Genomic DNA, 22,131 nt, shown 5'->3' on the forward strand with positions numbered 1-22,131 from the left:
AGCAGGCTTATGGCGTGCAGTGAGGCACGCCATTGCAGGACATGGCGAGGTCGATCGTTGGACAAGCGAGCGGAAAGCGTCGAAATCAGGTCCGCGAGCAAAGCTTACGGCGCGTTGCGCGCCCTTGACGACGTGTCCCTCAATGTCGGCGCCGGCGAGTTCGTCTCCCTGCTCGGCCCCTCCGGCTCCGGCAAGACCACGCTGCTCGGCATTTTGGGCGGCTTCATCCTGCCGACGTCAGGCACAATCCTTTTTGGCGGGCGCGACGTCACCTACATGCCGCCGCACAAGCGCGGCATCGGCGTCGTGTTCCAGAACTATGCGCTGTTCCCTCACATGAGCGTCGGAGAGAACGTCGCCTTTCCCCTGCGCGCGCGGCGCCTGCCGAAGGCCTCCTGGCCGGACAAGGTGCGCGCGGCACTCGGTATGGTCGGCCTTGCCGGCTATGAAGAGCGCGGCATCGCGCAGCTTTCCGGCGGCCAGCGCCAGCGCGTCGCACTCGCACGCGCCATGATCTTCGAGCCGCGCCTGATCCTGATGGACGAGCCGCTCTCCGCGCTCGACAAGCAACTGCGCGAATCCATGCAGATCGAGCTGCGCGCGCTGCACAAACGCATCGGCGCCACCATCATCTACGTCACCCACGACCAGCGCGAGGCGCTGACCATGAGCGACCGCGTCGCCGTGATGAAGGACGGCCGGCTGGTCCAGATCGACGCGCCCGAGCGGCTGCACGACCATCCTGCCGATTCGTTCGTCGCCAGCTTCATTGGCGAGGCGACGATGCTGCCTGTTCGCCGCGTCGATGCGTCCAGCGTCGCACTCGGCAACGTCTTGCTGCGCACCGCGCGCGCCATTCCGGACGGCGATGCGCTGATGCTGGCCGTGCACAGCGAGAAGCTTCTGATCGACGATGGTGCGCAGGATGGCGCCTGCAACCGGTTGACCGGGACGGTCACCGACGTCGTCTATCAGGGCGAGAGCCTGCGCATCTTCCTGGCGCTGGACGGCGGCGTTGCGCTCAGCCTGCGCCAGCCGGCCTATCACCAGGCCCATAGCCGCATCCCGCCGCTCGGCGGCAGCCTCACTGTCGCGCTCCATCCCGAGGACACCATCGTCGTGCCCCGGGTGGGGGACTGAACTTGAAGCCGGGACCAACCAGAGAGAAGAAGCCAGATGTCGACCCAAGCCGCGTTCAGCAATTTCAAGGTTCTCACTTTCGACGTCGTCGGCACCTTGATCGACTTCGAAAGCGGTGTGCTCGCAGCAGTTCGCAAAATCTCCGGCAAGACGCCTGCCGAGCTCAGCGACGAAATGATCTTCGAATCCTACAAGCGTGGCCGCGACAAGCACTATGAGCGCTCCAGCGAGGTAATGTTCCACGTCTATCGCTATCTGGCCAAGGATCTCGGGCTGCCTGCCGACGACGCGTCTTGCGATGTGTTCCAGCTCGCCGTGCTGCGCTGGGGCCCGTTCCCGGATTCGGTCGAGGCCTTGAAGCGCCTGCGCACCAAGTTCCGCCTGGTGGCGATGACCAATGCCGACCGCGTCGCGCTGTCCTGCTACGCGCATGCGCTCGGCAATCCCTTCGACGACACGGTCTGCGCCGACGATACCGGGGTGGCAAAACCGAATCCGGAATTCTTCGCCTACAACAAAGGTCGCCAATCCGCCTTCGGCTACAAGCAGTCCGACATTCTACACGTCGCGCAGAGCCAGTATCACGACATCGGCATTGCGCGGAAGCTCGGCTACAAGGTGTGCTGGATCGAGCGCCGCCAGGGTATCGCCGGCTTCGGCGGCACGCCGGCGGTCGAGACGCTGACCAAGCCGGACTTCCATTTCCCGACCCTGAAGGCCCTCGCGGACGCCGCGATCGGTCCGGCGGCGTAGCGGTGAGCGGCGGCATGACACGGGACCGGAGCGCGCTGCCATCGGCCAATTCGCTGTGGGAAGCCACGGCGGAGCCGGCGCGCGACTATCCCGTGCTGTCGGGCGAGTGCCAAGCCGATGTGGTGATCATCGGTGCCGGCTACACGGGCCTCTCCGCCGCGCACCACGTCGCCAAGAGCGGCCTGTCGCCCGTCGTGCTCGAGGCGAACCGTCCTGGCTGGGGCGCGAGCGGGCGCAATGGCGGCGTTATCACCGCAAAATTTCGCCTGTCGTTCCGCGAGATCGACGCCGTGCACGGCCGCGCCATGGCGCGGCGCATGTACGAGATCGCGCATGAATCCACCGACATGGTCGAGGAACTGGTGTCTGAGTTCGGCATCGCCGGCGCGAACCTGACGCGCACCGGTCAGGTCAAGGCCGCACATAACGAGACGACACTCCGGGCCGCGATAGAAGAAGCCAATTGGATGACGCGCGAGATGGGTTCGGCCGAGGTCCGCATTCTCGACAAGAACGGCGTGCGCGAGGAGACCGGCTCCGACATCTTTGTCGGCGGCGTGCTCAATCCCGGCTCGGGCGGCATCCACCCGCTGAACTATCTGCGCGGACTTGCCGATGGCCTGGCGCGCCGGGGCGTGCCGATCTACCAGCAGTCGCCGGTCACCGAACTACGGCGTGAGGACGGTGGCATCGTCGCCGAGACGCCACGAGGAACGATCCGCGCCAAACAGGCAATCATCGCCACCAATAGCTACTCCGACCTGACCAGTGCCACCGCGCATCTGCAGCGCACGCTGATCCCGTTTCGCAGCGCCATGGTCGCCACCGAGAAGCTGCCGCGCAATCTCGCGGGAAAACTGATGCCGACTGGGCGCACCTATACCGAGACCAAGCGCATGATGCGCTGGTTCCGCATGGTCGACAATCGCGTCATCTTCGGCGGCCGCGGTGCCTTCGGCAAAGAGGACTCGCAAGCCGCGTTCGACGCGTTGCGCAAGGCGATGGTCGGGATCTTCCCTGATCTCGCCGATATTCGGCTCGAATACAGCTGGTCGGGCCTCGTCGCGATGACGCTGGACTCGGTGCCGCATATCGGCCGGCTCGACGAGCGCACGCTGGTCTCGATGGGCTACAACGGCGCTGGCGTTGCGATGTCGAGCCTGATGGGGCGCTATCTCGCTGCCCTCGTGCGCGGCGAGACGCCCGACGTCGGCCTGCTCGATGTCAGGCGCATGAAAACCATTCCGTTCTATCCGCTACGCGAGCCCGCCGTGCGCATGGTCGCCGGCTGGTACCAGTTTCTCGATGCGATCGGCCGGTGAGATCATTTTGGCGACGGAGGAGGAGAGGATGAACATGAAGCGGAATCTTGGACTGGGCTGCGCCCTGGCGGGCGCAATCGGATTGACCAGTGCGGCCGATGCGGCCGAGCAAATCACCTTCGTCTCGCAAGGCGGCGCCTATCAGCAGGCGCAAACGGTGGCGATCCTCGATCCCTCCGCCAAGAAGCTCGGCATCACCATCAACCAGGATTCCATTCCCGACGCCTGGCCCGCGATCAAGACCCAGGTCGGCAGCGGCAAGCCGATTTGGGACGTGGTCGACACGCCGACCGGCAACTGCCTGCGCGGCGGCGAGCAGGGCCTGATCGAGAAGCTCGATTTCTCGAAGATTCCGAACGGTGCCGCGATGCCGGAGGCATATCGCAGTCCCTATTCGGTGTCCTACGAGTTCTATTCCAGCGTGCTGGCCTACAGCCAGAAGACCTTTGCGAAGGACGCGCCGAACAGCTGGGCCGACTTCTGGGACGTGAAGAAATTTCCCGGCCGCCGCGCACTGCGCAACCACCCGTTCGCGACGCTCGAGGCCGCGTTGATGGCCGACGGCGTTGCGCCGGACAAGCTCTATCCGCTCGACGTGGACCGCGCCTTCAAGAAGCTGGAGGAGATCAAGCCGCACATCACGGTGTGGTGGACCTCGGGCGCGCAGTCGGCACAGCTGCTCAACGACGGTGAGGTCGACATGGAGATGGCGTGGAACGGTCGCGTCAGCGCGGTCGCCAAGGAGGGTGCCAAGGTCGCCTTCACCTACAATCAGGGCATCCTGCAGAGCACCTCGCTCTGCATCCTCAAGGGTGCGCCCAATCTCGCCACGGCCGTGAAATTCCTCAACGAGGCCGTCGACCCCGTACATCAGGCCAACCTGCCGCTCCACATCGATTATGGCCCGGGCAATCCCAAGGCGTTCGAGACGAACGTGATCAAGCCCGAGCGCGCCGCGCAATTGCCGAGCGAGCCGGCCAATGCGGCCAAGCAGGCGCTGATGTCCTATGCCTGGTGGTCCTCGTCGGCCGGAGAGGCCGCCGAGAAGCGCTGGGCGTCGTTCATGCAGAAATAGATGGAGCGAGCGTTGACGACATCCGTGCCAGATCCCTCCCAAAAGCATCAGCGCCGTGAGCACGGTCTTATGCTGGCATTGGTGTCGCCGGCGCTGCTGGTCATCCTGGCTCTGATCGTGCTGCCGGTCGGTTGGCTGGCCTGGCAGTCGATCTACCAGGACGGCTTCACGCTGGAGAACTACCGTCGCGTCTTCACCGAAGACGTCTACTGGCGCAGTTTTGCGCTGACCTTCGAGATCAGCCTCGCGGTCACGGCCATCGCGCTGCTGCTCGGCTATCCGATCGCATATCTCGCCAATTCGGTGCCGAAGGGATGGAGCATCCTCATTCTGTCGCTTGTCGTGCTGCCGTTCTGGACCAGCGTCCTGGTGCGCGCCTATGCCTGGCTGGCGCTCCTGCAGCGGACCGGCGTGATCAACCAGTTCCTGCGCTATCTCGATGTGATCTCGGAGCCGCTCGCGCTGGCCCACAATACGTTCGGCACGGTGGTTGCGACCGTGCACATCCTGCTGCCGTTCATGGTTCTGCCGCTCTATGCCACGATGCAGAAGATCCCCGGCGACCTCATGGAGGCCGGCGCCAGCCTGGGCGCAAGCCCGTCGCTCACCTTCTTTCGCGTGTTCCTGCCGCTGTCGCTGCCGGGCGTGCTCGCCGGCTGCACCATGGTGTTCGTGCTCTGCCTCGGCTTCTACATCACGCCGGAGCTACTCGGCGGCGGACGCACCGTGATGGTGTCCATGCTGGTGAGCCGCAATGTCGAGCTCTACAATCAGTTCGGTGCGGCGAGCGCCGTCGCGGTGGTGCTGCTCCTCGGCGTGCTGGCGATCTTCTTCGTCGTCAGCCGCTTCATCTCGCTCGATCGCGTGCTGGGGCAGAGATGATGCGCGTCTCGCCCGCACGGATCGTTCTCTACGTGATCAGCGCGCTGGTACTGGTCTATCTGATCCTGCCGGTGCTGATCATCGCGCCGATTTCGTTCTCCAGCGCGCGCTTCCTGACCTTTCCGCCGCCATCCCTATCGCTGCGCTGGTACCAGCAATACTTCTCGAATCCGGCCTGGATGCAGGCGACGCGGGTGACGCTGACGGTCGCGCTGCTGACCGTCGTGATCGCGACCCCTCTTGGAGTAGCCGCTGCCTATGCCATCAGCCAGTCGAAGCTGCGGATCATGCGCACCATCCACATGACGCTGCTGTTGCCGCTGGTGGTGCCGATCATCATCACCGCGGTCGGCATCTTCTTCGTCTATGCCAAGGTCGGGCTAGTCGCGACCATGCCCGGCCTCGTGCTGGCGAACGTGATGCTGGGACTGCCTTATGTCGTCATCTCCGTGCTGGCGGGCCTGCAGAGCTTCGATCCCGCTCAGGAGATGGTGGCTCGCAGCCTCGGCATGAACCGCCTGCGCAGCTTCTTCGTGGTGACGCTGCCGCAGGTCAAGTCCAGCGTTACGGCGGGCGGCATCTTCGCCTTCATCTCGGCGATGGACGAGACCATCGTCGCGCTGTTCATCTCCGGCGGGCAATACCAACCGCTGACCAAGCGCATGTTCACTGCGCTTCGAGACGAAATCGATCCCACAATCGCGGCGATATCGACGCTGATGACAGCGGCCTCCTTCATGCTGGTGCTGCTCGCAAGTACTCGGCGACGAGCTGCAGCGGGGAGGCTTCAATAATTGGGATTCGAGTTCGTCGGTCAGTTGACCTTGGTCCCCGTCTGCTCGACGACCTTTCCCCATTTCCGGGCTTCAGCCGATATGACCTTGCCGAAATCGGCAGCTGTGCCGAACGAGAATCGCGTTCATTTCTCCGTCCAACCTATCGACTGATCTGTTGGGCGGCATCGAGCCGATCCTGCCACCGCTCGGCGTGCTTGCGGTCGCACAGGTGATGCGCGCGATGCTGACCCCCGAACCGCCGCCAATCCGTAAGCGGAAGTTCGGAAGCATCATGGCCGGCCAATGGGCGCCCCCAATCCGGGTGGTCGATCAGAAGCGGGCGTCGATATCCACGACGTCGATCAGCTTGTGGTTGACGAATTCCTTGAGGCCGAGCCCGAGGAGCTCGCGGCCGTAGCCTGATCGCTTGATGCCGCCGAACGGCAGGTCCGCTTCCACCTTGGTCGGATGATTGACGAACACCATGCCGGTCGAAATCTTCCGCGCGACTTCCGCTCCGTGTTTCGGGTTGGACGTGAACACCGAGCCGCCGAGGCCGAAGGGGGAGTCGTTTGCGATGCGCACGGCGTCGGCCTCGTCCTTGGCGCGGAACAACATGGAGACCGGGCCAAAGAATTCCCAATAGCGGGCCGGATTGTCCTCGGTCACCTCGGTGAGAATCGTCGGCTGCACGAACGCACCCTGGTTAGGCACCGATGGACCGACCTCCTCGGCTTTGGCGCCCTGCTGCACGGCCTGCTGAATCCTCTCCTTGATCTCGTCGGCGGCGTGCTGTGACGAGAGCGGCGCCAGCGTCGTCTCGGAATCGAACGGGTCGCCTGCCTTCAGGGCAGCGACACCCTTGCGATAACGCGCCAGGAATTCATCGTACACCTCATCCACGACGATCATGCGCTTGGAGGAGACGCAGACCTGGCCGCCATTCCAGTGCCGGCCGAACACGGCCCATTTGACGGTCTTTTCCAGATCAGCATCGGCCAGGACGACGAACGCATCGGCACCACCAAGCTCCATCGTCGATTTCTTCAGCGCCTTGCCGGCCTGGGCGGCGACGATCGCGCCGGCGTCCTCGGAGCCGGTGAGCGCGACACCATGGACCCTGGGATCATTGATGATCATCTCGACCTGTGAGCGGGTGGCGTAGAGCTTGGTGAAACATCCCTCGGGCAGCCCGGCCTCACGCATGATGCGTTCGAAGGCTGCTGCGCTCTGGGGCACGTTCGAGGCATGCTTCAGCAGGACGGTGTTTCCGACCGACAATTGGGGCGCGATGATGCGGGCGATCTGGTAATAGGGAAAATTCCACGGCTCGATGGCGAGGATCACGCCGAGCGGATCGTGAACGATCATCGCCTCGCCTTCCGCCGGGTCTGCGACAGGCAGCTTCTCCGGCCGCAACAACTGCTCGGCATTGTTGACGTAGTATTCGAAGATGCGCGCGCAGAGATCGACTTCGGCCTTGGCCTCGGCAAAGAGCTTGCCCATTTCCAGCGTCAAGAGCTTCGCATAACTATCGCGATCCCGTCGCAGAATGTCTGCCGCTTTTTGAAGCACTGCCGTGCGTGCCGAGATGGGGACCTCGCGCCAGGCGTGAAAGGCTGCGTGCGCCCGATCGATGGCGGCGCTGACCTCCTGGTCGCTCGTGTTGGGAAAAGTCTTCAGAGTCTCGCCGGTATATGGATTGATGGTGGCATAGCTCATGTCCGTGGTCCTTTCGGGCGAGCAGATTGTTGGAAGCCAGATCACAGTCGGCTTGCCGGTCGATCGGACCATAGGATTGAGCCCGGCTCGGACATTGACATGAATCATGTCGCGTTTATCGATGTGCAGGGGGATGCCTTCCTGTCTGGCCGGCTGATCCAGCCTGCATTTGGCCGCTACATCCGGAGACCATGATGACTTTCGACCTGATCCTGCGCGGAGGCCGCGTGATTGACCCCTCGCAGAAGCTCGATGCCGTGACCGATGTTGCCTTCGCCGGCGGCAAGGTTGCCGCCATCGGCGCCGGACTCAAGGCCGATCCGGGCACGGATGTGCGCGATGTCTCGAAATACATCGTCACGCCGGGACTGATCGATCTGCACACCCATGTCTATTGGGGCGGCACGTCGCTCGGCATCGATGCCGAGGAGTTCTGCCGTGTCTCCGGCGTCACGACGGCGGTCGATACCGGCAGCGCCGGCCCCGGCAATTTCGCCGGCTTCCGCAAACATGTGATCGAGCCGAGCCAGGTCCGCATCCTCGCTTACCTGCACGTCTCGCATGCCGGCATCTTCGGCTTCTCGCACCGGATCATGGTCGGCGAGAGCGAGGAGTTGCGGCTGATGAATCCGATCGAGGCGGCCGAGGTGGCCGATGCCAACCGCGACCTCATCGTCGGCATCAAGGTGCGCGTAGGGCTGCATTCTTCGGGGACATCAGGGACCGTCCCGCTCGACATCGCGCTGCAGGTTGCCGACGAGGTCGGCATGCCCTTGATGGCGCATATCGACCATCCGCCGCCGAGCTATGAGGAGGTGCTGGCACGCCTGCGTCCCGGCGACGTGCTCACCCATGCGTTCCGCCCGTTCCCCAACACGCCGGCGACCGCGCAAGGCACGGTGAAGAAGGCGGTGCTGGATGCACGCGAGCGCGGCGTGCTGTTCGACATCGGCCACGGCAAGGGCTCGTTCGCGTTCAAGACCGCCCGTGCGATGCTCGCCAACGGGTTCTATCCGGATACGATCTCTTCGGACATCCACCAACTCTGCATCGACGGTCCCGCCTATGACCAGGTGACGACGATGTCGAAATTCCTATGCATGGGCATGGAGCTGTCGGATGTGATCGCGGCGTCCACCGTCAATGCCGCCATGGCGCTGCGGCGCCCCGAGCTCGGCAGCCTCAAGCCGGGTAGCGTCGGCGACGCCACGCTGATCGCCGTGAAGCAAGGCCAGTTCGATTACGAGGACGTCGTCGGCGAGCACCTGATCGGCGACCGCAAGATCGTCTCCGAAGGTGTCGTCATCGGCGGCCGCTGGTGGCATCCGAACGAGAGCATGTGAAGTGGCGATGAGAGATATTATTCGGGCCCCTTTAGCTCTTCCGGCAATGAGATTCATGCGGAAGGCCGCGGTAGTCACCCTGCTCGTCGCCATTGCTTCGTTGCTGCTCGTACCGAGTTGTCGGGCCGCATCGCAATCGCGCGACAACTGCAAAAACAGGGACTACGACTCTGATGGAACAATCCAGGCTTGCACGGACCTTCTGCGGAAGCGGAGCTGGGATAGCTTCGTCCATCTTCACGTCCGTTCAAGAGCCTGGCTTGCGAAACGAGACTGCGATCGCGCCTTGGCCGACGAGAATGAGTCCATGCGATTGTTTCTCAGTGATCCGCTCGTCGCACGAAAGAAGATGAGCGGGGAGGATCGATGGTTCTTTCGAATGCACGGGTTCTTGGGAAAGATCGAAATCCATCTCTTTTGTTTTCTGGATTACAACAAAGCGCTCTCGGTCGTCGAAGAAGCCATGGCGATCTATCCAAATGAGACCGACTTGTACAACCGTCGCGGCCTCATCTTCATCCAAACCAAGAATTTCGATCAGGCGTTCAGCGATCTGCAGCGTGCCATTGATCTGGCAGACAAGAAGGACGCCGCGTTCAATAACCGCGCAAGCGTTTTTAACGGTCTCGGAGATTTCGACAACGCCATTCGCGATGCAAACAGCGCTATTGCCTTCAATCCGAAGAGCGGAGAGGCTTATGGCAACCGGGCTGTAGCCTTCAGTGGCAAGGGAGAACATGGCCGCGCCATCGACGACATCAATACGAGACTCAAACTTGATCCGGAAGGCCAGGCGGGGCCGTTAGCTCATCGCGGCAAGTATCACTTGAAAGGCGGGGATCTGGAGTCCGCGCTCACGGATCTCACTCGATCGATTGCATTGTTCGAGAAAAACAAGGTCGAGCCGGTAATCGCACTTTGCGCGCGCGGAGACCTTTTCCGATTTCGGGGGGAGTTTTCTCGCTCACTCGAGGATTTTGATAGAGCGATCAGTTCGCGGGCCGATTTTGCTACCGCGTATACTGGTCGCGGGCTAACCTATGAGCGGATGGGCGATCTGAAGAGGGCCCGGAGTGATTTCGAAAAAGCCCTTGGATTTCCCGCGCAGCAATATGACAGCAATCTCGAAGCGCAAATAACCGCGAGAGCGAGGCTTGCGGCGTTGGATTCGGGTGAAGCCCAGCCCGTCATACCCGTCACGACGGGCAAGCCTGTGGCCCCATTTGCGGTCACCACGTCGCCCCTGATTGCGCCAGTATTGACCGCTCCCCGTTTGCCGTCCGGTTCCGAGCGTCAGGGACGCCGGGTCGCACTCGTCATCGGTAACGCCGCCTATCAAAAAGCCGGAGTTCTTAAGAACCCCCTGAACGATTCTGAAGCCGTTGCGGCCGCACTTCGAAACATTGGTTTCGACGAAGTGATGGTGGCGACGGATACGACGAAGGAGCGACTTACGGCAGCTCTCCAGCGGTTTGCACGCGCTTCTGACGCTGCCGATTGGGCCGTCGTCTACTATTCGGGCCACGGCATCGAGATGGCGGGAAGAAATTATTTGCTTCCGATTGACGTTGTGCTGAGGACTGACCGAGACGTGCAGTTCGAGGCAGTGCCCGTTGATCAGGTGATGGCATCGATAGATGGCGCGCGTAAGCTGAAGCTGATCGTGCTGGACGCCTGTCGCAACAACCCATTCGCGGACACAATCAAGCGAACGGGGCCGCGCGAGGCCGTGACGCTCGATGCGAGCAACGTCGGCGAGATCGGGACTCGCGCGGTCGGGCGAGGACTTGGCGAAATCAAGGTAAAGGGCGCTTCGCTCGTCGTTTTCGCGGCAAAGCACGGCCAGACTGCCCTCGATGGCGAAGGACGGAATTCGCCCTTTGCAATTGCACTGGTTCAGCGCGTCGCAACGCCTGGCGTGGAAATGAACAAGGTCTTTCGGCTCGTCCGCGACGATGTGTTGGAAGCGACGGCGGGAAGGCAAGAGCCCTACACTTACGGATCCCTACCGGGCAAAGAGGATTTCTTCTTTGTCAGTAAATGATGGCCTTCCCTATTCGGAGATCGCGAGGTCGACGCCGAAGGCGTCGTCATCGCGACGCGGGATGAATCGCGTAGATCGGCTCAGTCGCGTCCCGCCGCCATGATCGCCCTGGCGAGCCGGGCCGGATCGGAGAAGCACAGCTCATGGCTTCCCGGCACCTGCAGCAGGCGGAACAGGCCGAGCTTCTCCGATAGACGCGGATGCCAGCCATAGCTGTGCGGCAGCGCGGTGTCCTCGGTGCAGTTGATGTAGGATTTGGCCAGCTGCATCTCGGCCGGATCAGTCTTCAGCGCGATCTTGTCGGTGAAGGTCGCCAGCGGATGGGGATTGAGGACGTCGTAGGCCCTCTGCGCCGTGTCCAGATCGGCATCGTTGATGAAGGCCTCGCGCCAGATCGGGAAAGGCAAGACCACCGAGCCGTCGCCGCGCTCGGCCGCAATCGCGTCGAACAGGCCGACATAGTGCGGCGGCACCATGTCGTTGAGGCATTCGCCATTGTTGGGCACGAAGGCATTCCAGTAGACCAGGCGGCGGATGCGCTCGGGCGCGAGGTCAGCGACGCCGGTGATGACCATGCCGCCATAGGAATGGCCGAGCAGGATGACGTCCTTCAGGTCATTCTCGGCCAGGTAGTCGGCGATCGACTGGATCGCTTCCTTCAGGCCCGTGGTCTTGGCATCGCCCGGACGGTTGCCCTTGATGGTGGGGGTATGGACCTGATGGCCGGCCGCGCGGATCGGTGCGGCCACGGGCTCGAATTCGGCACCGGTGTGCCAGGCGCCGTGCACGAGGACGTAGGTCGGCATGTTGTGGCTCCTCCCGAGGGTGTGGTTAGATCGGCGCAGTGTCGCCGCGCGGCCAGTGTGGTCCGGCGGCGGAACTTTTGCTTGGCTGGAAATGAACCGGACTGGTCTCGGAGTGAACCGATGCAGCAGATCGAGCGCGCCGTTCCGTCACGCCAATCGGCCTGGAATACCGCGGGCGTGCGGCCGGACGAGCAGTTCGCCTATTATCGCGAGGCGATCTGCCAGGCCTTCATGAACCTGACGCCGGAGCCGGCGGCCGCAACGGGCTTTCCGGCCAGTGTCGAGCACGTCCGGCTCGGCGATGCCGCGATCAACCGCGTCAGCTTTCCCGAACATGTGGTGCGGCGTTCCGCGGCCGACATCGCGGCATCCGATCGCAGTTGCTTCTACCTCAATCTGAAGCTGGCCGGCCGCTGTCGCATTAAGCAGGGGGACCGCGAGATCAGCCTGTCACCCGGCCAGGTTGGAATCTTCGACAGCGACCGGCAGTTTGCGCTCCTGCATGATCGTGGTCCGCAACTGCGCGTTGCCTCGTTCTGGGTGCCGAGAGAGACTTTGCGCGAACGGCTGCCGCCTTCGTTCGACGTCGCTGCGGCGCGCGTCTCTGACGATCCCTTGGTCGGCCATCTCATCGTCGAGACCGCGCGCACGCTCAGCGGCGGCGCGATGCGGATGAGCGAGGACGAGGGCGTGCGGCTGTTCCGGGCGTTGATCGAGCTGGTCGCCGTGAGCCTGTCGCGGCGGAGCCGGGCGGGCGCTGCGGAGTCCGAGAGTCTTGCCGACGCAACCGCGCTGGCGCTGAAGCGTGCCATTCATCGGCGGCTCCGCGAGCCTGGACTTGTGGTCGCCGATGTCGCTGACGCCGTCGGCATCAGCGAGCGCTACGTGCACAAATTGCTCGCGCGATCGGGCTCCAGCTTCACCGATTACGTCATCGACCATCGGCTCGATGGTATCGCCAGGGATCTCGGCGATCCCGCGATGGCGGATCGTGCCATCGGCGCCATCGCGTTCGACTGGGGCTTCTCGGACCTCTCCCACTTCAGCCGGCGCTTCAAGCAGCGCTTCGGCTGCCGACCGCGCGACTGGCGTGCGCGATGACCTACAGAGACCTTGCTATCAGCAGCTTCATGATCTCGTTGGTGCCGCCATAGATCTTCTGGATGCGGGAGTCGATGAAGATGCGCGAGATCGGGTATTCCTGCATGTAGCCATAGCCGCCGAACAGCTGAAGGCATTCGTCGGCGGTTTCGACCTGCTTCTCCGAGCACCAGTATTTCGCCATCGACGCCGTGACGGTGTCGAGATCCCCGGCGACTAGGCGCTCGATGCACCAGTCGACGAAGACGCGCGCGATCATTGCCTCGGTCTTGCGCTCGGCGAGCTTGAAGGCGGTGTTCTGGAAGTCCATCAGCGGCTTGCCGAACGCCTTGCGCTCCTTGGTGTACTCTGTGGTGAGCTTGACCGCGCGCTCCATCGCGGCGACGGCGCCGACCGCGAGCGCGAGACGTTCCTGCGGCAATTGCTGCATCAGCTGGACAAAACCCTGGCCCTCCTCCTTGCCGAGGAGGTTCTCGGGCGGGACCGTGACGTTGTCGAAGAACAGCTCCGACGTGTCGGAGGCGTGCAGGCCGATCTTGTCGAGGTTGCGCCCGCGCTTGTAGCCATCCGCGCCTGAAGTCTCGACCACGATCAGCGAGATGCCCTTCGCCCCGGCATCGCCGGTGCGCGCGACCACGATGACCAAGTCGGCGGCCTGGCCGTTGGTGATGAACGTCTTCTGGCCGTTGATGACGTAGGAATTGCCCTGCTTCTTCGCCGTGGTTTTCACGGCTTGCAGGTCCGAGCCGGTGCCGGGTTCGGTCATGGCGATGGCGCCGACCATCTCACCCGAGGCCATCTTTGGCAGCCAGCGCTTCTTCTGCTCCTCCGAGCCGTAATTGAGGATGTAGTGGGCGACGATGGCGCTGTGCACGGAAACGCCAGTCGTCAGCTCCGGCACGGTGCTTTCGAGGTCGTCGAGCACCGCGGCGTCATAGGCGAAGGTCGCGCCCAGGCCGCCATATTCCTCGGGCACGCTGGCCAGCAGCGCGCCCATTTCGCCGAGCCCGCGCCAGGCAAAGCGGTCGACCATCTTCTGCTCGCGCCATTTTTCGGCATGCGGCGCGAGATCCTTGGCGAGATATTTCCGGAACTGGTCGCGAAACGTGTCCAGCTCTTCGGTCATCCATGACGATCGATAATGCATCGGGGCCTCGTTCTCAGACAATCAGGCCGCCGCCGGCGACGACCACCTGGCCGCTGATATAGTTGGATTCCGGACTACAGAACAGATAGACCGCGTCGGCCGCCTCTTCCGGCGTGCCGCCACGGCCGAGCGGGATCATGCGCGACATGGCATCCAGCATGTGCGGCTGCACACCCACCTTGATGTCGCGGCCGGCGACGTCGATGGTCTTCTGCTGGGCCTCGATCGGCTGGGTCAGACGGGTGTTGATGAGCCCGAAGGCGACGCAATTGACGTTGACCTTGTAGCGGCCCCACTCCTTGCACATGGTCCGGGTCAACCCAATCAGCGAGGCCTTGGCCGAGGAATAGCTGGCCTGTCCGGCATTGCCGTAGAGGCCGGCGATCGAGGAGATGTTCACGACCTTGCGGAACACCTCGCGGCCTTCCTCGGCTTCCTTCCTGGCGAAGACCCGGATCGGCTCGGCCGCCGCGCGCAGAAGCCGGAACGGGGCGACGAGATGGACGTCGAGCATGGCCTGGAACTGCTCGTCCGTCATCTTCTGGATGGTGGAGTCCCAGGTGTAGCCGGCATTGTTGACGATGATGTCGAGCCCGCCGAACTTGTCCAGTGCGGCGCCGACAAAGCGGTCGGCGAAACCCGCTTCCGAGACGCTGCCGTTCACGGCGACGGCGTCGGCGCCGAGCGCCTTGATCTCTGCGACCACGGCATCGCCAGGCTCGGCATCGAGGTCATTGACGACGACCCTGGCGCCCTCGCGTGCGAGCTTGAGTGCGATCGCGCGCCCGATGCCGCGGCCCGAGCCGGTGACGAGCGCGACTTTTCCCTGCAGTTTTGCCATTTGAATGAATCCTCTTTGCTGTCAGAGCGCGATGACGGCGCTGCCTTCGAGCTTGACCTCGCCGCGATCGTCTCTGGTGGTGAGCGCCAGCCTCGCGCGGCGCTCGCCAGCCTCGGCGAAGAGCTCCGTCACGGTGCCTTCGCATGTCAGCTCGGCGCCGAGCTGGGTGATGGCGACGAACCGGGTCGCAAAACCGCGGAGCTTCGATGGCGGCACCGCATCCGTGAGCGCCTGCCCGAGACAGGCCATCACCAGCATGCCGTGGGCGAACACGTCGGGAAATCCGGCCGACTTGGCGAAGTCGATGTCGACGTGGATCGGATTATGGTCGCCCGATGCACCGCAGTAGAGCGCGAGCGTGTGGCGGGTGATCGGCGGAAAGACCTTATGGACGATGCGGTCGCCGGCCTTGATGTCTGCGGATGCCGTCATGACGACGCAACCTCGTTGCGGACCACGATGGTGCGCCCGGTATCAGCGACATGCACGCCGTCCTGGTTGGTCACCTCGCATTGGATGCCGATTAGCGTCATCGCGCCGCCCTTCTTATTCGTCACACTGGTTACGCGCGGCCGAAGCGTCAGGGTGTCGCCGACCAGAACCGGCGCGTGATAGACGAAGCTCTGCTCGCCATGCAGCACGCGGGCGAGGTCGATGCCGAGCGCGGTCAACATTTCAAAGGGATCGTCGACGTCCATCATCTCCAGGCAGAACAAATAGGTCGGCGGCACCGGCATGCCGGTGAATCCGGCCGCCCGCGCCGCATCTACGTCGCGGTAGACCTTGTTCTGCTCACCCAGCGTATTCAGGAAGTAGCGAAGACGACCCGGTTCCACGCGGGCGGTGACGGGCGTGAAGCAGCGCCCTACGGCGGACTGGTCGACCATGACGGAAATCAGTGCCGCTGATAGAGGGTGACGACGCAGGCGCCGCCAAGGCCCAGATTGTGCTGGAGCGCGATTTTCGCCCCCTCGACTTGCGTGGGGCCTGCGGTGCCACGCAATTGCCGCGTCAGCTCGTAGCACTGTGCAAGCCCGGTGGCGCCGAGCGGATGTCCCTTCGACAGCAAACCTCCGGACGGATTGGTCACGATCCGGCCGCCATAGGTGTTGTCGCCGTCATTGATGAACTTGCCGGCTTCTCCCTCGCCGCAGAGCCCGAGCGCCTCGTAGGTGATGAGCTCGTTGTGTGCGAAGCAGTCGTGCAGCTCGACGACGTCGAGATCGCGAGGGCCGATACCGGCGCTTTCATAAACCTGGCCTGCCGCCTCCTTGGCCATGTCGTAGCCGACCAGTTGCATCATGTCGCCGGCCTTGAAAGTCGAGGGCGTGTCGGTGGTCATGGCCTGAGCCGCGATGCGCACCTGCTTGCCGATGCCATGCCTGTCCGCAAATCGCTCGGAGACCAGTACGGCGGCGGCGCCGCCGCAGGTCGGCGGGCACGCCATCAGGCGCGTCATCACGCCGGGCCAGATCACCTGATCGTTCATCACGTCATCCGCCGTGATTTCCTTGCGGAAGAGGGCGAGCGGATTGTTCTTGGCATGACGGCTCGCCTTGGCGCGCACCTTCGCGAAGGCGTCGAGCGGGGTGCCGTACTTCTTCATGTGGCTGAGCCCGGCGCCGCCGAAATAGCGCAGCGCCAGCGGGATGCCGGGAGCGTCGATCAGCTGGTCGGCGGCCGCGTCGAATTCTTCGAAGGCGCTCGGGCGATCGGTATAGACGCTGCCGAGGGCGCCCGGTTTCATCTGCTCGAAGCCGACCGCCAGCACGCAATCGAGCGCGCCGCTCGCGATCATCTGCCGCGCCAGGAACAGCGCGGTCGAGCCGGTCGAGCAGTTGTTGTTGACGTTGACGATGGGGATGCCGGTCATTCCGACATGGTAGAGCGCGCGCTGCCCGCAGGTGGAATCGCCGTAGACGTACCCGACATAGGCCTGCTGGACCGTCTCGTAGCCGAGGCCTGCGTCGGCGAGTGCGAGCCTGGCCGCTTCCGTCCCCATCTCGTGATAGGGCGCGCTGGCGCCCGGCTTGGCAAAGGGGATCATGCCGACCCCTGCTACGATGACGTCAGACATCGCTTCCTCCGAATAAATTACCCATTGGACTTTTTCTTACCCACGGGTAACATATCGCCCGATGCCCACCAGAGTCAACCGATCGAGCATGGCTTCAGCGCCGTCCATTCCGCCGCCCTCGCCGGCGCCTTCTCCGTGGCTGCCGTTCGAGAGCCGGCGCCGCGCTCGCGACGAAAAGCGCGAGGCGGTGCTGCGCGCCGCCGTGCAGCTTTTCCTGGAGCAGGGCTATCATCGCGTGACCCTGAACGAGGTCGCCGATCGGCTGAACATCACCAAGCCCGCGCTGTACAATTACTTCCGGGGCAAGGACGAAATCCTGTTCGAATGCTGGTCGATGGGTGCCGAGCTTGTCGACAGCGTGATCACGGAGATCAACGCCGGCGGTGGTTCGGGCCTCGCCAAGCTGCGCAAGCTGGTGCACGCCTATGCCGGGTTGATGGCGACCGATTTCGGCGCGAGCCTCGTGCGTTTCGACCTGCGCGACCTGACCGAGCGGAATGCCGGTGTCGCGCGCGCCGCCAAGAAGCGGATTGACGTCACCTTCCGCAAGTACATCTCCGGCGGCATCGACGACGGCTCGATCAGGCCTTGCGACCCCAAGCTTGCGGCGTTCGCGATCGCGGGCTCGCTCAACTGGATCGGCCACTGGTATCGCCGTGACGGCGAGCTGTCGCCGACCGAAATCGCCGACGAGTTCACGGTTCGGCTGACCGAAGGTCTGGCGACCGCAGGCAGGCAGCACATGACAAAGAAGACGCCGAGGGCGCCGCAACGGCGCAACTCAGGACGCGCAACACCAGGGAAGAAGCGTACAGGAGGACCGCGATGAACATCACGCACGGGCTACGGCGCGCGCTGCAGATCAATCCGAACGGGCTCGCAACCGTCTACGGCCAGCGGCGCCGCAAATGGGGCGAGCTCGGCGAGCGTGTTGTCAGGCTGGCCGGCGGCCTGCGCTCGCGCGGCGTCAAAGACGGCGATCGCGTCGCCGTGCTATCCTTCAACTCGGACCGTTATCTCGAGCTTTACCTCGCGACCGGCTGGGCGGGCGGCGTAATCGTGCCGCTCAACATCCGTTGGAGCGCCCTGGAGAACGAGGATGCGCTGCGCGATTGCCGTGCCTCCGTTCTGCTGGTCGACAAGGCCTTCGCCCAGGTCGGCGCGCAGCTCGCCGGCGCCATTCCGGAGTTGAAGCTGATCTATGCCGATGACGGCGAGGTGCCGGCCGGGATGGAGAGCTATGAGGATCTGGTGGCCGGCAGCGCTGCGGTTGCCGATGCCATGCGCAAGGGCGATGATCTCGCCGGCATTTTCTACACCGGCGGAACCACCGGGCGTTCCAAGGGCGTGATGCTCAGCCACCAGAACCTGATGGCGAATGCGCTCAACGCTCTCGGCGAAGGACTGTTTCCGGCGAGCACGACCTATCTGCACGCGGCCCCGATGTTTCACCTCGCCAACGGCGCTGCGATGTATTCGCTGCTGCTCTCCGGCGGCTCAAACGTGATCGTTCAGGGCTTCACGCCCGAAGGCGTGATGGCTGCGATGCAGAGCGAGCGCGTCACCGACGTTCTGCTGGTGCCCACGATGATCCAGATGTTCGTCGATCACCCCGCGATCGGAAACTACGACTTGTCGTCGCTCAAGCACATCATCTACGGGGCCTCGCCGATCAGCGAGGCGGTGCTCGACCGTGCCGCTCGCGCGCTGCCGCATGTGCGCTTCACGCAAGCTTATGGCATGACCGAATTGTCGCCGATCGCGACACTGCTGCATGCCGGCGAGCATGTCGGGGAGGGGCGCAGAAAGGGACGTCATCGCGGTGCCGGCCGCGCCACGCTCGGCTGCGAGGTCCGCATCGTCGACGAGAACGACCGGCCCGTGCCGGCAGGGTCGGTCGGCGAGATCGTGGTGCGCGGCGACACCGTGATGATGGGCTATTGGGAACGGCCGGAGGAGACCGCGCGCGCCGTCGTCGACGGCTGGATGCACACGGGCGATGGCGGCTATATGGACGAGGACGGGTTCATCTATGTCGTCGACCGCGTCAAGGATATGATCATCTCGGGCGGCGAGAATGTGTATTCGGTCGAGGTCGAGAACGCGCTGGCGCAGCATCCGTCGGTGCTGCAATGCGCCGTCATCGGAATTCCCAATGAACAATGGGGGGAGCAGGTCCATGCCGTCGTGGTCAGACGCAGCGGCGTGGATGTTTCGGCGGGCGAGCTGATCGAGTTCACGAAGACGTTGATTGCTGGCTATAAGTGCCCGCGCAGCATCGAGATCACCGAGACGCCGCTGCCGCTGTCTGGCGCCGGCAAGGTGCTGAAGCGCGAGCTGCGCCGGCCGTTCTGGGAGGGGCGGGAACGCCGGGTCAGCTGACGGCTTCCGCTCGCATCGAGGTGCACACACCCGCGACGAGTGCGCGAAGTTTCGTGTTTTCAGATCGCGGTCGCGCAGGTACCATTAGTGCGATCCATTCGGGAACATTCAGTCTTGGTCGAGACGCGCGAGCTCAAGCTCGACATCGAGCGCATCGGCACGGTCTCGGCAGTGCTGACGCGGCCGGACCATGCGCGCGCCTGCTACGTGCTGGCGCACGGTGCCGGCGCCGACATGCGGCACTCCTTCATGGAGAAGGTCGCGGCAGGCCTGGCGGAGCGCGGCATCGCGACGCTCCGCTTCAATTTTCCGTACATGGAGAAGAAGCTGGGGCGTCCAGACCAGCCGGCGGTCGCGCACGCCGCCATCCGCGCGGCGGTGGAGGAGGCGGCGCGGCTGTGCCCGGGATTGAAGCTCGTTGCCGGCGGAAAATCGTTCGGCGGGCGCATGACGTCGCAGGCGCAGTCGAAGGCACAGCTGCCTGGTGTCAAAGGGCTCGCCTTCCTCGGCTTTCCCTTGCATGCCGCGAAGAAGCCCTCATCCGAGCGCGCAGAACACCTCACCGGCATCGCCATTCCCATGCTGTTCCTGCAAGGCACGCGCGACGGGCTTGCCGATCTCGGCCACCTCAAGCCGGTGATCGCCACGCTCGGGCCGAAGGCGACGCTGCATGAGATCGAAGGCGGCGATCACTCCTTCGCGGTCTTGAAAAAGTCCGGCCGTAGCAACGACGAGGCGCTGTCAGAGGTGCTCGACACGCTGGCGGCGTGGATCGACCTGCTCGCCTGAACTTCACGCGGAGTAAAGCCCCTTGTCGCGCGCCTTCTGGATCGCGAGCGCGGCGATCAGATCGAGTGTCGGCGTCGACAGGCCGGCGGTGCGCGCGAAAGCTTGGGGCGCCCTCACCAGCACGTCGATTTCCATGGCACGGCCGAGCTCGTAATCCTGGAGCAGCGACGGCTTGTGATTGGGGGCAGGGCCGCTGCGGGTCACGCGCTTGACTTCGGGGATGAAGTGCTGGGCGATCTCATTGGCCTCGTTCAGCATGCGTGGAATCACCTCCACAAAGGCGGGGTCGTCGCGCACGCCCCGGGCGGTCTGGCCGGTGAGCAGGCACAGCACCGAGAGCGACATGTTGGTCAGCAGCTTTGACCAGATCGCCTCGCGGATCTCGGCGACCGGCGGCGATTCCAGCCGCGCCTCGTTGAAGACGCCGCGAAGCTTGGTGATGCGTTCGCAATGGCGGTCATCGCATTCGCCGATCAAGAGGCGGTTGCGGTCCGGGGTGAGATTGTGCACCACGCCGGGCGCGGTCACCTCGTTGGAGGAGAAGACGACGCCGCCGATGATCCGTTCCTTCGGGATGCAGGCGCGCAGGCGTCCGCCGGGATCGAGGAAGGATATGTCGGGCGGGGTCGGATGCCGCGGCGGCAGGCCGATGCCGTACCACCAGGGGATGCCGTTCTGCGCAAATATGATCGCGGTGTCGTCCTGGAGCAGCGGCTTGATGCTGGAAACCAGCCCCGTTAGCGCGGTTGCCTTCAGCGTCGAGATCACGACGTCCTGCGGGCCGAGCTGGGCCGGATCGCCCGATGCGTTCACCTTGGCGCTGACCTCGGAATCGCCGACGCGCAGCTTGAGGCCGCCTGCACGCGCGGCCTCGAGATGCGCGCCCCGCATCACGCATGAGACCTCGTGGCCGGCGCGCGCCAGCCGGACCGCGATGTGGCTGCCGACGGCCCCCGCGCCGAAAATGCAGATGCGCATGATGATTCCGTCCTGTCCCTTGGTGCCGTCAGGGCGGCAGCATGACACAAGCCGCCATGCGATGGGCGCGACCGCCCTACGCTGGAAAGATATGGATCGGGACGCGTGGCCTCGGCCATAGTGCGTGCCAAGCAACTGACCGGAGGATCGCCGATGACTGCCAGCCCCGTCCTGTGGACCCTTGATGAGCGTGGGGTTGCGAACGTCACGTTGAACCGGCCGGAAGTCAACAACGCCTATGACGGTGCCCTGATCGCAGGCGTGCTCGCGGCCATGGACGAGTTGGCGAAGAAGCCGGCCTTGCGCGTCGTCGTGCTCCGGGGCAACGGCAGGCATTTCCAGGCCGGCGCCGACTTGAAATGGATCAACGGCGTGCGTCCGCAATCAGCGGAGGCCAACGAGGCAGCGTCGCGCGCCACCTTCGAAGCGGTGCAGCGGCTCAACACGCTGCCGATCCCGACCGTCGCCCTGGTGCAGGGCGGCTGTTTCGGCGGCGGCACCGGCGTGATCGCGGCCTGCGACGTAGTGATTGCCGCCGACAATGCCCTGTTCTCCATCACCGAGGTGCGTTGGGGTCTCACCGCTGCGATCATCATCCCGCAGCTTTGCGATGCCATCGGCGTGCGGCAAGTCCGCCGCTACGCGCTGACCGGCGAACGTTTTGGTGCCGAGGACGCCCGCCGCATCGGCCTCGTTCACGAGGTCGTGCCGCTCGCCGAACTCGAAGCTGCAGGCCGCAAGGTGGTCGAGCAATTGCTCGCCAACGGACCCGACGCGATGGCCGAGACCAAGCGCCTCGCGCTCGAAAGCTCGTTCGGCGGTATGGCGGTGGACGATGCGGCGTACACCCGGCTGGTGCATCTGCATTCACTCAAGCGCCAGAGCGCAGAAGCGGCGGAAGGGCTGGCCTCGTTCGCCGAGAAGCGGGCGGCGAAGTGGGGCGGCGGCTAGAG

The 22,131-nt window shown here is 64.1% G+C and carries 21 protein-coding genes; 13 read left to right on the top strand and 8 right to left on the bottom strand.

Annotated features, from left to right (window positions below; all coding sequences use genetic code 11):
* Positions 1 to 57: 57 nt before the first annotated feature.
* The 6 genes from RX330_RS03365 to RX330_RS03390 all read left to right on the top strand — a co-directional run bounded on the left by RX330_RS03365 (position 58) and on the right by RX330_RS03390 (position 5,966).
* Positions 58 to 1,140, top strand: a complete 1,083-nt coding sequence (locus RX330_RS03365; protein WP_317242066.1) for an ABC transporter ATP-binding protein — start codon at positions 58 to 60, stop codon at positions 1,138 to 1,140.
* 36 nt (positions 1,141 to 1,176) lie between these two features.
* Positions 1,177 to 1,893 carry an HAD family hydrolase gene (locus RX330_RS03370; protein ID WP_317242067.1) on the top strand — a complete coding sequence of 239 codons (717 nt, stop codon included), beginning with the start codon at positions 1,177 to 1,179 and terminating at the stop codon, positions 1,891 to 1,893.
* A 14-nt stretch (positions 1,894 to 1,907) separates the two neighbouring features.
* Positions 1,908 to 3,215 (top strand): NAD(P)/FAD-dependent oxidoreductase, encoded by a 1,308-nt coding sequence (locus RX330_RS03375; RefSeq protein ID WP_317242068.1) that lies wholly within the window; start codon positions 1,908 to 1,910, stop codon positions 3,213 to 3,215.
* A gap of 28 nt (positions 3,216 to 3,243) precedes the next feature.
* On the top strand, positions 3,244 to 4,290 hold the full coding sequence (locus tag RX330_RS03380; protein WP_212079609.1) for an ABC transporter substrate-binding protein: 1,047 nt from the start codon (positions 3,244 to 3,246) through the stop codon (positions 4,288 to 4,290).
* Positions 4,291 to 4,359: 69 nt separating this feature from the next.
* On the top strand, positions 4,360 to 5,172 hold the full coding sequence (locus RX330_RS03385) for an ABC transporter permease (protein ID WP_212079610.1): 813 nt from the start codon (positions 4,360 to 4,362) through the stop codon (positions 5,170 to 5,172).
* Entirely contained in the window at positions 5,169 to 5,966 is a 798-nt protein-coding gene (locus RX330_RS03390; RefSeq protein WP_317242069.1) for an ABC transporter permease, read from the top strand. The genes RX330_RS03385 and RX330_RS03390 overlap by 4 nt, the downstream gene beginning before the upstream one ends.
* 312 nt (positions 5,967 to 6,278) lie before the next feature.
* Here RX330_RS03390 and RX330_RS03395 read toward each other — a convergent pair whose 3' ends face one another.
* Entirely contained in the window at positions 6,279 to 7,670 is a 1,392-nt protein-coding gene (locus RX330_RS03395) for an NAD-dependent succinate-semialdehyde dehydrogenase (RefSeq protein WP_317242070.1), read from the bottom strand.
* Between the two features lie 194 nt (positions 7,671 to 7,864).
* Between RX330_RS03395 and RX330_RS03400 the strand changes: the two genes are divergently transcribed.
* Positions 7,865 to 9,013 carry an amidohydrolase/deacetylase family metallohydrolase gene (locus RX330_RS03400; RefSeq protein WP_317244052.1) on the top strand — a complete coding sequence of 383 codons (1,149 nt, stop codon included), beginning with the start codon at positions 7,865 to 7,867 and terminating at the stop codon, positions 9,011 to 9,013.
* Positions 9,014 to 9,320: 307 nt separating this feature from the next.
* Positions 9,321 to 11,057, top strand: coding sequence for a caspase family protein (locus tag RX330_RS03405; RefSeq protein ID WP_317242071.1), 1,737 nt, complete (start codon positions 9,321 to 9,323; stop codon positions 11,055 to 11,057).
* A gap of 80 nt (positions 11,058 to 11,137) precedes the next feature.
* On the opposite strand, the gene RX330_RS03410 is transcribed toward RX330_RS03405, so the two are convergent.
* Positions 11,138 to 11,863: an alpha/beta hydrolase gene (locus tag RX330_RS03410; RefSeq protein WP_317242072.1), complete on the bottom strand. Its 726-nt coding sequence runs from the start codon at positions 11,861 to 11,863 to the stop codon at positions 11,138 to 11,140.
* A gap of 120 nt (positions 11,864 to 11,983) precedes the next feature.
* Here RX330_RS03410 and RX330_RS03415 point away from each other — a divergent pair, with 120 nt between their 5' ends.
* Positions 11,984 to 12,964, top strand: a complete 981-nt coding sequence (locus tag RX330_RS03415) for a helix-turn-helix domain-containing protein (protein ID WP_317242073.1) — start codon at positions 11,984 to 11,986, stop codon at positions 12,962 to 12,964.
* 1 nt (position 12,965) lies between these two features.
* Here RX330_RS03415 and RX330_RS03420 read toward each other — a convergent pair whose 3' ends face one another.
* From RX330_RS03420 to RX330_RS03440, 5 genes are read right to left on the bottom strand one after another with little or no spacing between them, the layout of a single operon-like run.
* Positions 12,966 to 14,111, bottom strand: a complete 1,146-nt coding sequence (locus RX330_RS03420) for an acyl-CoA dehydrogenase family protein (protein ID WP_317242074.1) — start codon at positions 14,109 to 14,111, stop codon at positions 12,966 to 12,968.
* Between the two features lie 13 nt (positions 14,112 to 14,124).
* Entirely contained in the window at positions 14,125 to 14,952 is an 828-nt protein-coding gene (locus RX330_RS03425; RefSeq protein WP_317242075.1) for an SDR family NAD(P)-dependent oxidoreductase, read from the bottom strand.
* 21 nt (positions 14,953 to 14,973) lie between these two features.
* Positions 14,974 to 15,384 carry a MaoC family dehydratase gene (locus tag RX330_RS03430; protein ID WP_212079618.1) on the bottom strand — a complete coding sequence of 137 codons (411 nt, stop codon included), beginning with the start codon at positions 15,382 to 15,384 and terminating at the stop codon, positions 14,974 to 14,976.
* Positions 15,381 to 15,839, bottom strand: a complete 459-nt coding sequence (locus RX330_RS03435) for a MaoC family dehydratase N-terminal domain-containing protein (protein ID WP_317242076.1) — start codon at positions 15,837 to 15,839, stop codon at positions 15,381 to 15,383. Before RX330_RS03435 ends, RX330_RS03430 begins: the two co-directional genes overlap by 4 nt.
* 8 nt (positions 15,840 to 15,847) lie before the next feature.
* Positions 15,848 to 17,029 carry a lipid-transfer protein gene (locus RX330_RS03440; protein WP_317242077.1) on the bottom strand — a complete coding sequence of 394 codons (1,182 nt, stop codon included), beginning with the start codon at positions 17,027 to 17,029 and terminating at the stop codon, positions 15,848 to 15,850.
* A gap of 88 nt (positions 17,030 to 17,117) precedes the next feature.
* Between RX330_RS03440 and RX330_RS03445 the strand changes: the two genes are divergently transcribed.
* The 3 genes from RX330_RS03445 (at position 17,118) to RX330_RS03455 (ending at position 20,200) form a co-directional block, all read left to right on the top strand.
* Positions 17,118 to 17,858, top strand: coding sequence for a TetR/AcrR family transcriptional regulator (locus RX330_RS03445; protein WP_212079621.1), 741 nt, complete (start codon positions 17,118 to 17,120; stop codon positions 17,856 to 17,858).
* A complete protein-coding gene (locus tag RX330_RS03450; protein ID WP_317242078.1) occupies positions 17,855 to 19,411 on the top strand; it encodes an acyl-CoA synthetase in 1,557 nt (518 codons plus the stop codon). The genes RX330_RS03445 and RX330_RS03450 overlap by 4 nt, the downstream gene beginning before the upstream one ends.
* 114 nt (positions 19,412 to 19,525) lie before the next feature.
* On the top strand, positions 19,526 to 20,200 hold the full coding sequence (locus tag RX330_RS03455) for an alpha/beta family hydrolase (RefSeq protein WP_212079623.1): 675 nt from the start codon (positions 19,526 to 19,528) through the stop codon (positions 20,198 to 20,200).
* Between the two features lie 3 nt (positions 20,201 to 20,203).
* Here RX330_RS03455 and RX330_RS03460 read toward each other — a convergent pair whose 3' ends face one another.
* The gene (locus RX330_RS03460; RefSeq protein ID WP_317242079.1) at positions 20,204 to 21,178 is read right to left on the bottom strand and encodes a ketopantoate reductase family protein; all 975 of its coding nucleotides are present in this window, start codon (positions 21,176 to 21,178) and stop codon (positions 20,204 to 20,206) included.
* A gap of 153 nt (positions 21,179 to 21,331) precedes the next feature.
* Here RX330_RS03460 and RX330_RS03465 point away from each other — a divergent pair, with 153 nt between their 5' ends.
* Positions 21,332 to 22,129, top strand: coding sequence for an enoyl-CoA hydratase-related protein (locus RX330_RS03465; RefSeq protein WP_317242080.1), 798 nt, complete (start codon positions 21,332 to 21,334; stop codon positions 22,127 to 22,129).
* Positions 22,130 to 22,131 lie beyond the last annotated feature (2 nt).

Source organism: Bradyrhizobium sp. NDS-1, from assembly GCF_032918005.1.
GTDB classification, from domain to species: Bacteria; Pseudomonadota; Alphaproteobacteria; order Rhizobiales; family Xanthobacteraceae; genus Bradyrhizobium; species Bradyrhizobium tunisiense.

Excerpts from the sequence above, each read along its gene's own strand:
- RX330_RS03370 (WP_317242067.1), top strand. The coding sequence starts at position 1,177 with ATGTCGACCCAAGCCGCGTTCAGCAATTTCAAGGTTCTCACTTTCGAC.
- RX330_RS03375 (WP_317242068.1), top strand. The coding sequence starts at position 1,908 with ATGACACGGGACCGGAGCGCGCTGCCATCGGCCAATTCGCTGTGGGAA.
- RX330_RS03380 (WP_212079609.1), top strand. The coding sequence starts at position 3,244 with ATGAACATGAAGCGGAATCTTGGACTGGGCTGCGCCCTGGCGGGCGCA.
- RX330_RS03385 (WP_212079610.1), top strand. The coding sequence starts at position 4,360 with ATGCTGGCATTGGTGTCGCCGGCGCTGCTGGTCATCCTGGCTCTGATC.
- RX330_RS03390 (WP_317242069.1), top strand. The coding sequence starts at position 5,169 with ATGATGCGCGTCTCGCCCGCACGGATCGTTCTCTACGTGATCAGCGCG.
- RX330_RS03395 (WP_317242070.1), bottom strand. The coding sequence starts at position 7,670 with ATGAGCTATGCCACCATCAATCCATATACCGGCGAGACTCTGAAGACT.
- RX330_RS03400 (WP_317244052.1), top strand. The coding sequence starts at position 7,865 with ATGACTTTCGACCTGATCCTGCGCGGAGGCCGCGTGATTGACCCCTCG.
- RX330_RS03405 (WP_317242071.1), top strand. The coding sequence starts at position 9,321 with ATGCGATTGTTTCTCAGTGATCCGCTCGTCGCACGAAAGAAGATGAGC.
- RX330_RS03410 (WP_317242072.1), bottom strand. The coding sequence starts at position 11,863 with ATGCCGACCTACGTCCTCGTGCACGGCGCCTGGCACACCGGTGCCGAA.
- RX330_RS03415 (WP_317242073.1), top strand. The coding sequence starts at position 11,984 with ATGCAGCAGATCGAGCGCGCCGTTCCGTCACGCCAATCGGCCTGGAAT.
- RX330_RS03420 (WP_317242074.1), bottom strand. The coding sequence starts at position 14,111 with ATGCATTATCGATCGTCATGGATGACCGAAGAGCTGGACACGTTTCGC.
- RX330_RS03425 (WP_317242075.1), bottom strand. The coding sequence starts at position 14,952 with ATGGCAAAACTGCAGGGAAAAGTCGCGCTCGTCACCGGCTCGGGCCGC.
- RX330_RS03430 (WP_212079618.1), bottom strand. The coding sequence starts at position 15,384 with ATGACGGCATCCGCAGACATCAAGGCCGGCGACCGCATCGTCCATAAG.
- RX330_RS03435 (WP_317242076.1), bottom strand. The coding sequence starts at position 15,839 with ATGGTCGACCAGTCCGCCGTAGGGCGCTGCTTCACGCCCGTCACCGCC.
- RX330_RS03440 (WP_317242077.1), bottom strand. The coding sequence starts at position 17,029 with ATGTCTGACGTCATCGTAGCAGGGGTCGGCATGATCCCCTTTGCCAAG.
- RX330_RS03445 (WP_212079621.1), top strand. The coding sequence starts at position 17,118 with ATGGCTTCAGCGCCGTCCATTCCGCCGCCCTCGCCGGCGCCTTCTCCG.
- RX330_RS03450 (WP_317242078.1), top strand. The coding sequence starts at position 17,855 with ATGAACATCACGCACGGGCTACGGCGCGCGCTGCAGATCAATCCGAAC.
- RX330_RS03460 (WP_317242079.1), bottom strand. The coding sequence starts at position 21,178 with ATGCGCATCTGCATTTTCGGCGCGGGGGCCGTCGGCAGCCACATCGCG.
- RX330_RS03465 (WP_317242080.1), top strand. The coding sequence starts at position 21,332 with ATGACTGCCAGCCCCGTCCTGTGGACCCTTGATGAGCGTGGGGTTGCG.